The organism is Pseudomonas sp. OTU750018, assembly GCF_011636575.1.
In the GTDB taxonomy this organism is placed as follows: Bacteria; Pseudomonadota; Gammaproteobacteria; order Pseudomonadales; family Pseudomonadaceae; genus Aquipseudomonas; species Aquipseudomonas peli.
Map to the genome: position 1 here is coordinate 630,580 of NZ_JAAPAU010000002.1, position 13,424 is coordinate 644,003.

Sequence of the window (13,424 nt, forward strand, 5' to 3'; positions counted from 1 at the left end):
GCGACCCTGACAGCGCTAAGTACTCCCCACCCAGGGCCTGAGCCCAGGGAGGGTGTTGGCAGATTTAGATCTTGCCAACCAGGTCCAGGGAAGGAGCCAGAGTCTTCTCGCCTTCTTTCCACTTGGCTGGGCACACTTCGCCTGGGTGAGCAGCGGTGTACTGAGCAGCTTTCAGCTTGCGCAGGGTTTCCGACACGTCACGAGCGATTTCGTTGGAGTGGATTTCAACGGTCTTGATCACGCCTTCCGGGTTGATCAGGAAGGTGCCACGCAGGGCCAGACCTTCTTCTTCGATGTGCACACCGAAAGCGCGGGTCAGGGCGTGGGTTGGATCACCAACCAGCGGGAACTGAGCCTTGCCTACAGCTGGCGAAGTTTCGTGCCAGACTTTGTGGGAGAAATGGGTATCGGTGGTGACGATGTAAACTTCAGTGCCGGCATCGCGGAACGCAGCGTAATTGTTGGCAGCGTCTTCGATCTCAGTCGGGCAGTTGAAGGTGAAGGCAGCTGGCATGAAGATCAGTACCGACCACTGGCCTTTCAGGGACTGCTCGGTCACTTCGATGAATTTGCCGTTGTGGAAAGCGTTAGCCTTGAACGGTTGAACTTGGGTGTTGATGAGATTCATCTCTGATTCCTTGTTGAGGGTTAGAAATTTACAGGGCGCATCTTAGCGCCTTGTGCAAAAAAAGCTTATTGATTGCCGCCATGATTCCGATTGATTAAGCCAATCGACCCTAGGCTTCACTCCAAGGTTGAGTCTATGACCAGCACCAGCTTGCCGTTGACCTGATTGCTCGCCAACGCAGCAAAGGCGGCCTCCGCATCTTTGAGCGCATAAGCCTGCTGAAGTTGCGGGTTAAGGCGCCCTTCGGCGAAAAGCGGCCAGACAAATTGCTGCAAATCGCGCAACAGATCAGCCTTGAATTGCTCATCACGATTGCGCAGGGTCGAGCCGATCAACGCAATGCGCTTGCCCAATACCACCGCCAGATCGATCTCAGCCTTGCGTCCGCCGAGCAAGCCGATGTTTACCCAGCGGCCATCCACAGCCAGCAAATCCAGGTTAAGCGCGGCGTAGCTGCCGCCTACCGGGTCGAGAATGACATCGAACGGAGCAAAATCGCGCAGGGCCTGCAGTTGCTCTTCACCGCGCAGTACCCCGCCCTGAGCACCCAGGCTTTCGCAGTAAGCCAACCGTTCAGCAGAGCCGACGCTGACCCAGCAAGGGCTGCCAAAGGCTTTACACAATTGAATGGCTGCCGAACCCACGCCACTGGCACCGGCATGTAGCAACACCTTCTGCCCGGGCTTCAACGCTGCCAGCTGGAACAGATTGAGCCAGGCTGTGGCGTACACCTCCGGCAACGCTGCCGCTTCGGCCAACGTCATGCCTTCGGGCACCGGCAAGGCGTGCCGTGCATCAACCACGACCTCTTCGGCCATACCGCCACCGCTTAACAGCGCGCACACCCGGTCGCCTACTTTCCAGTCGCAACCGGCACCCACTTCGCTGACGATACCGGCGCACTCCAACCCAAGCACCTCGCTGGCGCCAGGCGGCGGCGGATAAAGCCCAGCCCGCTGCAACAAGTCGGCACGATTCAACCCGGCAGCCGCTACACGGATGCGAATTTCCCCTACATCACAGGCCGGCGCGGGGTGTTGCGCCCATTCCACACGGCCTTCAACGCCTTGCAATGCCTTCACGCTGCCTCCATAGTGCATTTGAACCGAGCCCGGCGCTGACCGCCGGGCTTTTGCATTGCGCCGATGGAACCTGGCGCCCTTAAAGACGGCCTAATATGCGTTATCAACTGCCCACACGTCGAATTAGCATGAAGCGATCCCTACTTAGCGTCACCCTCGCCTTTTCGTTTGCCCTGAGCGCTCTGCCGCTCGCGGCGAAAACCACCAGTGACGACTCCTGGGAATACCTGCAGCCTGACCGCGAACAGGTTATCGCCAGCCTCAACGTCGTGGAGTTGTTGAAGCGCCATCACTACAACAAGCCACCGCTTAATGACGAGCGCTCGGAAAAGATCTATCAGGGCTACCTGAAGATGCTCGACCCCTCGCGCAGCTACTTTATTGCTTCCGATATCGCCGAGTTCGATCAATGGCGCACGCGCTTTGACGACCTGTTGAAAAACGGCGACCTGCAGCCAGGCTTTGTCATCTACAAACGTCACTTGGAGCGTTTGCAGAGCCGCCTGCAGTTCACCTTGAATATGCTCGAAAACGGTGTCGACACGCTCGATTTCAATACCGACGAAACATTACTGATCGACCGCGAGAACGCCCCCTGGGTCAAAGATCTTGCCGAGCTCGATGACCTGTGGCGCAAGCGCGTTAAAGATGAAGTCCTGCGCCTGAAAATCGCCGGCAAAGAGCCCAAGGCGATCCAGGAGCTGCTGACCAAGCGTTATAACAACCAGCTCGCGCGCCTCAAGCAGACCCGCGGTGAAGACGTGTTCCAGGCTTACATCAACGCCTTTGCCATGTCCTACGATCCGCACACCACCTATCTGTCGCCGGACAACGCGGAAAACTTCGATATCAATATGAGCCTGTCGCTCGAAGGTATTGGCGCCGTACTGCAAAGCGACAACGAACACGTCAAGGTTGTGCGCTTGGTACCGGCTGGCCCGGCAGAAAAGAGCAAGCAGATCGCACCCGCCGACAAAATTATCGGTGTAGCCCAGGGCAGCAAGGAAATGGTCGACGTGATCGGCTGGCGTCTTGATGAAGTGGTCAAGCTGATTCGTGGTCCGAAAGGCTCACAAGTGCGCCTGGAGGTGATTCCAGCGAGCAATGCGCCAAATGATCAAACCAGCAAGGTTGTCGCCATTACCCGTGAGGCTGTGAAGCTGGAAGAGCAAGCTGCGAAAAAGTCCATTCTCAATCTCAAACACGATAACCGCGACTACAAGCTCGGGGTTATCGAGATACCGGCGTTCTACCTGGACTTCAAAGCCTTCCGCGCCGGCGACCCGAACTACAAAAGCACCACCCGTGACGTCAAACGCCTACTCACCGAACTGGAGAAGGAAAAAGTCGACGGCGTGGTGATTGACCTGCGCAACAACGGCGGCGGCTCGCTGCAAGAAGCCACAGAACTGACCGGACTGTTTATCGACCAGGGTCCGACCGTGCTGGTACGCAACAGCGATGGTCGCGTTGACGTACTGGCCGACGAAAATACCGGCATCTACTACAAAGGCCCCATGGCCGTGCTAGTCAATCGCCTCTCGGCCTCGGCTTCAGAGATTTTCGCCGGCGCGATGCAGGACTATCACCGCGCGCTGATTCTCGGTGGCCAGACCTTCGGCAAAGGCACCGTGCAAACCATCCAGCCTCTCAACCATGGCGAACTGAAGCTGACCCTGGCCAAGTTCTACCGCGTATCCGGGCAGAGCACCCAACACCAGGGTGTGATTCCCGATATTCGCTACCCGGATATCATGGACACCAAGGAAATCGGTGAGAGCGCTCTGCCCGAAGCCCTGCCATGGGACAGCATCAAGCCGGCGATCAAACCGGAGTTGGACCCAATCAAGCCGTTCCTCGCCGAACTGCAAAGCCGTTTTGAAGGCCGTACCGCCCAGAACCCGGACTTCACCTTCGCCCGTGAACGCCTGCAACTGGCGCAAAAGCTGATGGAAGAAACCACCGTCAGCCTCAATGAAACCAAACGCCGCGCTCAGCAGACCGATATAGAAGGCCAGCAGCTCGCCATCGAGAACAGCCGCCGCAAAGCAAAAGGCGAAAGCCTGCTAAACAAACTCAAGGAAGAAGACGAAGACGCCCTGCCGGTTGAAGATGAGAAAACCAAGCCGGAAGATGACGCCTACCTCGCCGAAAGCGGACGCATCCTGCTCGACTACTTGGGCTTGAATACGCGCCTGGCAAAACAGTAAAACAGCGAGCGTCATCAAAGGGTCATCAAACTGTCGTGAAATGCGGGGACTGGTAGCAATGCCAGTCCCCGTTTTTTTATGCACAGAGAGCCGCCATGATCGTCACCGAGCAGTTCAGCGCGTTGGACTCCATCCTCGCCAATGGCGACCTGCACAGCTTGTTTCAACCGATTTTTTCGCTCTCCGAACGACGCATTCTGGGCTACGAAGCCCTCAGCCGCGGCCCGTCCAACAGCGCCCTGCACTCGCCGATCAACCTGTTCGCTGTGGCGCGCAGCGCAGGCCGCCTGAGTGAACTGGAGTTGCTGTGCCGCAAGAATGCCTGCCAGCGATTCAGCCAGCTCAAGCTTGACGGCAAACTGTTCCTCAACGTCTCGCCCGACTCGCTGATGGAACCCAAACACCAACCGGGGCGCACTTTACAACTGTTGCAAACCCTGGGCATTCCGCCGAGCCAAGTGGTGATCGAACTGACCGAGCAATCGCCCACTGACGATTTCGCCCTGCTCGACACCGCACTCCACCACTACCGCGCCATGGGCTTTTCCATCGCCCTGGATGACCTTGGCGCCGGTTATTCCAGTCTGCGTTTGTGGTCTGAGTTGCGCCCGGACTACGTAAAGATTGATCGCCACTTTATCGACGGCATTCATCAGGATGCGGTCAAACGCGAGTTCGTCGGCTCGATCCTGAAAATGGCCAAAGCCTCCCGTGCCCAGGTCATTGCTGAAGGCATCGAACTGCCCGAGGAGCTGGCCGTACTCGCCGAAATGGGCGTCGACCTGCTGCAAGGTTATCTGCTCTGCCGCCCGCAGGAGCAGCCGCCGCGTGATGCCCTCAATCTATTGCCTAGCACCACCAGCAGCAGCCCACTCAGCGAAGAGTCCAGCGACCTGCGTGGCCTACTCAACACACAACAAGCCGTGGCCCTGAGCACACCGACCAGCGAGGTGCTGGAACTGTTTCGCGCCCAGGCCAACCTGAACTCGCTGGCAGTGCTCAACCCCGCGCAGCAACCCGTCGGTATCGTTCACCGTCACTCGCTGGCCGAAGCCTTGCTCAAACCCTTCGCCAACGAGTTGTTCGCCCGCAAACCGATCAGCCGCCTGATGAGTGATGACTACCTGGCGGTGGAATGCAGCCAGTCGCTGCAACAAGTCAGCCGCCTGCTCACCAGCCGTGCCCGCCAACGTATCGAAGAAGATTTCATCATCATTGAGGACGGCGGCTACATCGGGCTCGGCCGGGTGATCGATGTTCTCAAGCTGATCACCGAGCTGAAAATCCAGCAGGCCCGTTATGCCAATCCACTGACCCTGCTACCAGGCAATGTGCCGATCCAGCAGTGCCTGACTCGTCTGCTGCAACAGTGTCGTGAAGTGGTGGTGTGCTATGTGGATATCGACAACTTCAAGCCGTTCAATGACATCTACGGCTATGCCAAAGGTGATGAGGTGTTGCTGAGCCTGGCGCAGTGCCTGAATGACCGAGTTGATCCGTCGCGGGACTTTGTCGGCCACATCGGCGGTGATGATTTTCTCTTGGTACTCGGCTCGCAGGACTGGCGCGCGCGGCTCAATCGCCTACTGGAGGATTTCCAGAGCCAGTGCCGACGCTTCTACCGTGAAGAAGACCTGCATGCAGGCTGCTTTATCGCCCATGATCGCAGTGGCAAACGCCAGGAATATGCCCTGCTGTCTTTGTCTCTAGGTGTCGTTCACGTCCACCCCGAGCAGTGTGCGCAATTGGATGCGAGCCAGCTGGCGGCAATGGCCTCAGAGGCCAAGCGTCATGCCAAGGCCGTGCCGGGCTATAGCCTGCATATCATCGACACCCAGGCGGATTCGGCAGCCTGATGGCAGTACCTGGAGGCAAGATCAGAGGCCGCTCAGGCGATTGGATAACGCCGCGAAATGCTCGGCTTGCACCGCATCAGCGTTGACACCCGCAGCACCGCTGCGGTACAGCTCAGCCAAGCGATAGGCAGCAGCTGGGTGCCCCGCCTGCGCAGCCAGCGTCCACCATTCAACAGCCTTGGCGGCATCTGCCGCCTGCTGAGCATCACCCGATAGATTCAACACACCCAACTGGTAAGCGGCCTTGGCATCGCCAGCCTTGGCCGCCAAGCTGAGTAACCGTCGACCCTCGTTGCGAGCGCCCAAGCCTTGGCCACGAAACAGCAGGATATGCCCATAGAAACTTTGCGCCTGGGTATCGCCCAACGCAGCCATGCGCGCAAACTGCCCTTCCATCCAACGCCAGGCCTGCGGCTGCTTAACCAACCCGCTCCAGTGGAACAGGCGGCGCGCAATCAGATAGCCGATACGGGCTCGCAGTGCGCCGAACATCAGGCCTCTTCCGGGTAGCTGAACTCGAACACACGCGCCACTTCAGCAGCATGCCAGGAGGCAGCAGCTATGCCATCGGATGCACCACTGAAGCGGCCCAGACGGCTTACACACTCGAAGAAGCCAGTACGCGGCAAGCGGCTGGCTCCCTGACTGATCACCAGTGCACTGCGCAACGGGCGCTCGGCTCGCGCATCCAGTGCCGCCAGATGCTCCAGCGCGGCGGCTAACGTCTGCATTGCAGGGCTAGGCAAGGCCAAGCGCTCGATCAAGGCACGGTAGGTAAGCAGGTGACGTTGACGCTGGGCATCTTCAAGCTCACCGAGCAACGCCTGCCAGTGTTGCCGACTGATGCTTACGCTCAAGACTGTGCCTCCCAACCAGCAACGCCAAGATGCCAGGCCAGCGCACGCTGGATGGCCGCGTCGGGCTGGCGTTCGCCGCTCTCGATCATGCCCAGGTAATGCGGGCTGATGCCGACATTGCGTGCCAGCTGCTCAGCACTCATACCTTTGGCCTCACGCAAGGCTGCCAGCTGATCCAACGTCGGCTTGTTGCTATCGGCTACCACAGCGGCTGCCTTAGGCACCTGTCCAGCAGCCTGCAGCAAAGCCTGATACTGCGCCCAGGGCAGCACTGCATATTCAGGCTGGCCATCGCGCTCGATCACTTGCACATTCATCTGTAAATCTCCATGCAGAGCACTTCCATCACTCTCGGCAACTCCAGAACAGGCGGCCATCTTAACAGCCCGGCACGATAAAGAGCGTGATCTATACTGCCATCAGGTTATCAAGCGGTAGCTGGGGGCTGGTTTGCGCACACTGATAACAATACTGTTGATTAGCTGCGTTGGCTGGGCCTGCGCAGATGAGCTGCGCTGGGGTTTCGCTACGGCTGATGGCATGCCCTATGTCGATGTCCACGAGCAGCAATTACGTGGTGGTTTCATCTACCAGCTGGGCCAATTGGCCAGTCAGCAGCTGGGCTTCGACGCAGCATTTGTTGAAACGCCAAATAAACGCATTGATGAATTTATGCAGCGCGGGCGTATCCATGTGATCTGCAACAGTAACCCGCAATGGATAGACAAACCGGAGCGCTATCACTGGTCAGCCCCACTCTACAGCGAAGAGGACGTGCTGCTGTTGCACAGTCAGCATGCACCAATCAGCAACCTGCACGAACTCCACGGCAAGACCGTAGGCACTCAACTGGGTTACGTCTACAGCGGAGAACTGATGGAGGCGTTCGCCAAGCAGCAGATCATCCGCCAGGATCTGCGTGACCACAGTGCCGGGCTTAACCTGCTGCGCAAACAGCGCCTAGACGCGATCATCGACATGCGCCGGCCACTGCGCTTCCAGCTGGACAAACGCGCTGATACACCGCTACGGATAAACCCCTGGGTAATCGAACGCTATGACATGCACTGCACGTACAGCCCTCAATTGCCGGTCAGCGCTGAGTTACTGGACAGAACACTGCAAGAGTTACGCGACAAGGGCATGATCGAACAGATGCTCAACAAAATATAAGCCTTCGCCCCGCTACTCCACACGTCCCTGCACTGGTGTCAGCGACTCATCCAGCTCTGGTAGCCGTTCAACAACCCGCAGCACTTCAGGTGCCTGCGCCGTTCGCCACTGCTGAAACGCCGCCAGTTCCGTCTGCCAAGTACGCAACACCCAGGCCAGCACTGCCAAATCATCAACCAGGCCGATGCCAAACAGCCAGTCGGGCATAGCATCAAGCGGCGTCACGAAGTACACCAAAGCCGCGACTACGGCCATTAAGGCACGCGAGTCGATGGCCCGATACTCACCGCGCCACCAAGCCAGGCAAAGCGCCTGCAGCAATTTCAGCTGATCGGCCAACTCCGCAAAGCCGCTGCCAAGTTTTTCACGCTTTCGGGCGACGGATAATAGCAATGCCGGTAACCGTCCAAGCTTGAGGAAACGCTTGGCTAAAAACTGGTAACGCGCGAAATTCTTCGGTGCTTTCATCGCTTTCTCCCGGCAACCCGCGCACGGGCTGGGCTGGCCATGGTTATCCACTAAAGCTGTGGATAACCTTGTGAACAGTTTCTCGATAACCCTGGCAAACGCCCAGCCCATGCGGCCTCGCCATAGATCGAACATTTTTTGCCCACACAGTAAAAAATCATATAAATCAATAAGTTAAAAATGGCAAAGGGTTTCTATAAGAAAGTTACCCTAATCCGTCACGGCTAATTTTAGAAATGTGCATAACCGTAACACCACCCCCATTTCAAACACCCACTGAGACACTCCAGTCAAGCGAAAAGTGCCGAAAGCAGCCTGCAAAAACGACAACGCCCCGTCGAGACGGGGCGTTGTCAGGAAACGCTGAAAATTACTCTTGAGCGGCGGCGTCTTTGATCGCAATCAGCTCCAGATCAAACACCAGCACCGAGTTGGCTGGAATGGCCGGAGTCGGGCTCTGCTCGCCGTATGCCAGCTCGCTTGGGATGTACAGCTTGTACTTCTCGCCAACATGCATCAGCTGCAGGCCTTCAACCCAACCTGGGATCACGCCGTTAACCGGCAGATCAATCGGGCTGCCACGCTCAACCGAGCTGTCGAACACGCTGCCATCGGTCAGCTTGCCTTCGTAGTGAACAGTCACCACGTCAGTGGCTTTAGGCTGAGCGCCGTCGGCCTTCTTCACAACTTCGTACTGCAGGCCGGAAGCGGTGGTGGTCACGCCTTCACGCTTGGCGTTGTCTTCCAGGAACTTCTTGCCGGCTTTGGCCGACTCTTCATTCAGAGTAACCATGCGCTCTTCGGCACGTTTTTGCAGGAAGGCAAAGGCTTCGATCAGCTCTTCGTCTTTCAGGCGCTGTTCTTTCTTGCCAATGGCGTCTTCGATGCCTTGAGCAACGGCGTTGGAATCCAGGTCATCCATGCCTTCCTGAGCCAGGCTTTTGCCCATGTTCAGGCCGATACCGTAGGACGCTTTCTGTGCTGGGGTTTCCAGGGTGATTTCGCTGGTTTGCGAATCGCAACCTGCGAGAACCAAACCTACCAGGGCGACCGCCGCTGCTAAACGATGCTGTTTCATGCTTGTTCCTTGTCCGGTGCGCCCTAGGGCAAATGGTGTGAAAGCGCGAGCTTAGCAGGCTGCCGCGATCACTGGCTACCGTGTTAGGAGACAGAAAATGCTTATAAGTTCAGATGTTTAGCTGATTATTCAGAAAGGATTTTGCGAGGTATTGCGATATGTCACAGAGGGGATGAAGCGAGGATAAAAATGGCGCAGCGGACGGGACTCGAACCCGCGACCCCCGGCGTGACAGGCCGGTATTCTAACCGACTGAACTACCGCTGCGCGTAACTTCAAAAAGCGAGTTGGTGGGTGATGACGGGATCGAACCGCCGACCCTCTGCTTGTAAGGCAGATGCTCTCCCAGCTGAGCTAATCACCCTTCACTCTCGAAGTGGGGCGCATTCTAGAGAGCGATCCGCACCTTGGCAAGCACTGTTTTGAAATTTTTTTATTGATGCAGCAAAGGCTTAGCGCAGACTTGGCCTCAAGCACCACTCGGGGGAATAATGCGCCCCGAATGCAACGCACAGGTTGCCCAACGGGTCATAGCGCTGCGGCCAACCTGAAACAGCACCCACATAGGGTACTGACGACTTGTGATACCTGCCGCTGCCGGCGGGTCTGTTAATGGAGATACACCCTCTTATGTGGTTCCGTAACCTGCTGGTTTATCGCCTCACCCAGGACATCCCGTTTGATGCCGAGGCACTCGAAACGGCCCTCTCAGCCAAACCGGCCCGCTCGTGCGCCAGTCAGGAACTCAGCACCTACGGTTTTATCGCGCCCTTCGGCAAAGGCGGCGATGCACCGCTGGTGCACGTCAGTGGTGATTTCCTGCTGATTGCCGCACGCAAGGAAGAACGCATTCTGCCGGGCAGCGTGGTGCGCGATGCGCTGAAGGACAAGGTCGACGAGATCGAAGCCGAGCAGATGCGCAAGGTCTACAAGAAGGAGCGCGACCAGCTCAAGGACGAGATCGTGCAGACCTTCCTGCCGCGCGCCTTTATCCGTAAATCCGCCACCTTCGCCGCTATCGCCCCCAAGCAGGGACTGATCCTGGTTGACTCGGCCAGCGCCAAGCGCGCAGAAGACCTGCTGTCGACCCTGCGCGAAGCCATCGGCTCGCTGCCAGTACGTCCACTGACCGTGAAGATCGCACCAAGCGCCACCCTCACCGATTGGGTCAAGGTCCAGCAGGCCGCTCCAGACTTCCACGTGCTCGATGAGTGCGAACTGCGCGACACCCATGAAGATGGCGGCGTGGTGCGCTGCAAACGCCAGGACCTGACCAGCGATGAAATCCAGCTACACATGAGCTCCGGCAAGCAGGTCACTCAACTATCCCTGGCCTGGCAAGACAAACTGTCCTTCGTCCTCGACGACAAGCTGGTGGTCAAGCGCCTGCGCTTCGAAGACCTGCTGCAGGATCAAGCCGAACAGGACGGTGGCGACGACGACCTCGGCCAGCAGGACGCCAGCTTCACCCTGATGATGCTGACCCTGGTGGACTTCCTCCCGGCGCTGTTCGAAGCCCTGGGCGGCGAAGAGATTCCGCAGGGGATTTAAACCATTGCACAGCCGCAGAGAAATAGACCACTGGTCCTCTGCGGCTTGCCCTACCCCTGCCAATGTGCAAAATACTGCACAGCGTGAGGACGACCTCACCACTCTGCGAGTGATCACCACGGGACGGCCCCTCTATCTGTTTTGGAGGTTCGTATGTCCTGGTTCATTCTGCTGCTAGCCGGCCTGTTCGAAGTAGGCTGGGCTGTTGGCCTGAAATACACCGACGGTTTTACCCGCCCTCTCCCCACTCTCCTGACTGTTGCGGCGATCATCGTCAGCCTGGCATTGCTGGGCCTGGCCATGAAGGAATTGCCGCTGGGCACCGCCTATGCAATCTGGACCGGTGTCGGTGCCGTGGGCACGGTGATTGCCGGCATCATGCTGTTTGGCGAGGCCGTGACGCTGCTGCGTATCGCCAGCGTGGCGCTTATTGTCTGCGGCCTGATCGGGCTAAAACTCAGCCACTAAGCCGCCAAAGCTGCACAAAAAAGCCCGCCAAATTGGCGGGCTTTTCCATCTCTGTGGTTTAACGTCGCTCACCGCGCAACTCAGCCACCTGGGCCTGCAGCAACTCGCGCTTGACCAGCTCGGGCGCAACCGGCTTACCGGCCACCAGGGTGATGCGCGACCACAGGCGCTTGAACAAGCCCTTATGCGGATCACGACTGAAAAAGCTACCCCACAAGCCCTGCAACGCCATGGGAATCACCGGCACAGGGTTAGCTTCGACGATGCGCTCGATGCCATTTTTGAACTCATTCAACTCGCCGTCGGTGGTCAACTTGCCCTCAGGGAAGATGCACACCACTTCGCCATTGCGCAGGTATTCGGCGATTTTCTTGAATGCGGCGTCATAGATCAGCAGGTCTTCGTTGCGCCCAGCAATCGGCACAGTGCCGGCGGTGCGGAAGATAAAGTTGAGCACCGGCAGGTTGTAGATCTTGTAATACATGACAAAGCGCACCGGCCGGCGCACCGCGCCACCGATCAGCAGTGCATCGACAAACGACACGTGGTTGCACACCAGCACTGCCGCACCTTCATCTGGGATCGCCTCCAGCCCCTTGTGCTCAACCCGGTACATCGAATGACTGAGCAGCCAGATCATAAAACGCATGGTGAATTCGGGAACGATCTTGAAGATGTAGCTGTTGACCGCGATGTTCATCAGCGAAATGGTCAGGAACAGCTGCGGAATCGACAGCTCGGCGACGCTGAGAAACAGGATCGAGACAATCGCCGAGATCACCATAAACAGCGCATTGAGGATGTTGTTGGCGGCAATCACCCGCGCCCGCTCATGCTCCACCGTGCGCGACTGGATCAGCGCATACAGCGGCACGATATAGAAGCCGCCGAACAGACCGATGCCGAGGATCGAGCCGAGAATCCACCAGGCCTGGCCAATGCTCAGCACCGCCAGCCAGTCATGCGCCACCGCTGCTTCGGGGAAGCCGCCGGAAAACCACCAGAGTAGAATGCCGAACAGGGTCAGGCCGATGGAGCCGAACGGCACCAGGCCAATTTCCACCTTGTGCCCACTCATGCGCTCGCAGAGCATCGAGCCCAGCGCGATACCGACCGAGAACACGGTAAGAATCAGCGTGACCACGCTTTCATCGCCGTACAGCCACTCTTTGGCATAGGCCGGAATCTGCGTTAGGTACACCGCGCCGAGAAACCAGAACCACGAGTTACCGACCATCGAACGCGACACGGCCGGGCGCTGACCCAGGCCAAGCTTCATCGTCGCCCAGGACTGACGCAGGATGTTCCAGTCCAGTTTGAGCTGCGGCATGGCCGCCGAGGCGGCAGGAATACCCCGGCTGGCCAGATAGCCGAGTATCGCCACCAGCACCACAGCCACTGCAACGATATGTGCATAAGCACTGCTGGCCATGATGATGCCGGCGCCAATGGTGCCGGCGAGGATGGCCAGGAAAGTACCCATCTCCACTAAGGCGTTGCCACCCACCAGCTCCTGCTCTTCAAGGTGCTGCGGCAGGATCGAATACTTAACCGGTCCGAACAGCGCCGACTGGGTGCCCATGGCAAACAGCACGGCAAGCATCAGCGGCAGATTGCCGATGACCACACCAACAGCACCCAACAACATGATGATAATTTCGGCGAACTTGATCTTGCGGATCAGCGAGTCCTTGGCGAATTTCTCACCAAACTGCCCACCCAGAGCCGAGAACAAAAAGAACGGCAGGATAAACAGCAAGGCACAGAGATTGACCAACAGATCCTTGTCAGCGCTTGAGCTGATTTTGAACAGGATGGCGAGAATCAGTGACTGCTTGAAGATATTGTCGTTGAAGGCACCCAGCAACTGGGTCAGGAAAAACGGCAAAAAGCGCTTTTTACCCAGCAATGCGAATTGAGAGTGTTCGGTCATCGTCCGTGTACCTGTCTAGAGTGGCCAGTGTTAGGCATTTGACTGCAAGAGCCCCCGACAAAGCCACAGCGAAACATGCCTTTTGCTGCATTTTCTACAAATCCAGGCGGCAAATAACCC

The 13,424-nt window shown here is 57.7% G+C and carries 13 protein-coding genes and 2 tRNA genes; 5 read left to right on the forward strand and 10 right to left on the reverse strand.

The genetic code is table 11. The annotated features are described in order from the left end of the window. Window positions 1-64 precede the first annotated feature (64 nt). The gene (gene ahpC, locus HCI85_RS11730) at window positions 65-628 is read right to left on the reverse strand and encodes an alkyl hydroperoxide reductase subunit C (protein WP_090252986.1); all 564 of its coding nucleotides are present in this window, start codon (window positions 626-628) and stop codon (window positions 65-67) included. Between the two features lie 116 nt (window positions 629-744). Further along, window positions 745-1,710, reverse strand: coding sequence for an NAD(P)H-quinone oxidoreductase (locus tag HCI85_RS11735; protein WP_167144841.1), 966 nt, complete (start codon window positions 1,708-1,710; stop codon window positions 745-747). Between the two features lie 128 nt (window positions 1,711-1,838). On the opposite strand from HCI85_RS11735, the gene HCI85_RS11740 reads away from it, so the two are divergent. Further along, on the forward strand, window positions 1,839-3,920 hold the full coding sequence (locus HCI85_RS11740; protein ID WP_167144842.1) for a carboxy terminal-processing peptidase: 2,082 nt from the start codon (window positions 1,839-1,841) through the stop codon (window positions 3,918-3,920). A 95-nt stretch (window positions 3,921-4,015) separates the two neighbouring features. Then, a complete protein-coding gene (locus HCI85_RS11745) occupies window positions 4,016-5,776 on the forward strand; it encodes a bifunctional diguanylate cyclase/phosphodiesterase (RefSeq protein ID WP_090252977.1) in 1,761 nt (586 codons plus the stop codon). Between the two features lie 21 nt (window positions 5,777-5,797). Here HCI85_RS11745 and HCI85_RS11750 read toward each other — a convergent pair whose 3' ends face one another. From HCI85_RS11750 to HCI85_RS11760, 3 genes are read right to left on the reverse strand one after another with little or no spacing between them, the layout of a single operon-like run. Further along, a complete protein-coding gene (locus HCI85_RS11750) occupies window positions 5,798-6,268 on the reverse strand; it encodes an SEL1-like repeat protein (RefSeq protein ID WP_167144843.1) in 471 nt (156 codons plus the stop codon). Beyond that, window positions 6,268-6,633, reverse strand: coding sequence for a hypothetical protein (locus HCI85_RS11755; protein ID WP_090252971.1), 366 nt, complete (start codon window positions 6,631-6,633; stop codon window positions 6,268-6,270). The genes HCI85_RS11750 and HCI85_RS11755 overlap by 1 nt, the downstream gene beginning before the upstream one ends. Further along, window positions 6,630-6,950, reverse strand: coding sequence for a helix-turn-helix domain-containing protein (locus HCI85_RS11760; RefSeq protein WP_167144844.1), 321 nt, complete (start codon window positions 6,948-6,950; stop codon window positions 6,630-6,632). Before HCI85_RS11760 ends, HCI85_RS11755 begins: the two co-directional genes overlap by 4 nt. Window positions 6,951-7,173: 223 nt before the next feature. Here HCI85_RS11760 and HCI85_RS11765 point away from each other — a divergent pair, with 223 nt between their 5' ends. Then, window positions 7,174-7,806: a substrate-binding periplasmic protein gene (locus tag HCI85_RS11765; RefSeq protein ID WP_167144845.1), complete on the forward strand. Its 633-nt coding sequence runs from the start codon at window positions 7,174-7,176 to the stop codon at window positions 7,804-7,806. Window positions 7,807-7,818: 12 nt separating this feature from the next. Here the strand turns inward: HCI85_RS11765 and HCI85_RS11770 are convergent, their stop codons facing one another. The 4 genes from HCI85_RS11770 to HCI85_RS11785 form a co-directional block, all read right to left on the reverse strand. Continuing rightward, complete coding sequence (locus HCI85_RS11770; protein WP_167145740.1) at window positions 7,819-8,274, reverse strand: YkvA family protein; 456 nt, start codon at window positions 8,272-8,274, stop codon at window positions 7,819-7,821. 370 nt (window positions 8,275-8,644) lie between these two features. Continuing rightward, window positions 8,645-9,352 carry an FKBP-type peptidyl-prolyl cis-trans isomerase gene (locus HCI85_RS11775; RefSeq protein WP_090252963.1) on the reverse strand — a complete coding sequence of 236 codons (708 nt, stop codon included), beginning with the start codon at window positions 9,350-9,352 and terminating at the stop codon, window positions 8,645-8,647. A gap of 190 nt (window positions 9,353-9,542) precedes the next feature. Continuing rightward, a tRNA-Asp gene (locus tag HCI85_RS11780) sits at window positions 9,543-9,619 on the reverse strand. A 21-nt stretch (window positions 9,620-9,640) separates the two neighbouring features. Beyond that, window positions 9,641-9,716 (reverse strand) — tRNA-Val (locus HCI85_RS11785). 266 nt (window positions 9,717-9,982) lie between these two features. Between HCI85_RS11785 and rdgC the strand changes: the two genes are divergently transcribed. Together rdgC and sugE are read left to right on the forward strand one after the other, a co-directional pair. Then, entirely contained in the window at window positions 9,983-10,903 is a 921-nt protein-coding gene (gene rdgC, locus HCI85_RS11790; protein ID WP_167144846.1) for a recombination-associated protein RdgC, read from the forward strand. Window positions 10,904-11,056: 153 nt separating this feature from the next. Further along, entirely contained in the window at window positions 11,057-11,371 is a 315-nt protein-coding gene (gene sugE / locus HCI85_RS11795; RefSeq protein WP_090387039.1) for a quaternary ammonium compound efflux SMR transporter SugE, read from the forward strand. 58 nt (window positions 11,372-11,429) lie between these two features. On the opposite strand, the gene HCI85_RS11800 is transcribed toward sugE, so the two are convergent. Beyond that, a complete protein-coding gene (locus tag HCI85_RS11800; protein ID WP_167144847.1) occupies window positions 11,430-13,304 on the reverse strand; it encodes an MFS transporter in 1,875 nt (624 codons plus the stop codon). Window positions 13,305-13,424: the final 120 nt, after the last annotated feature.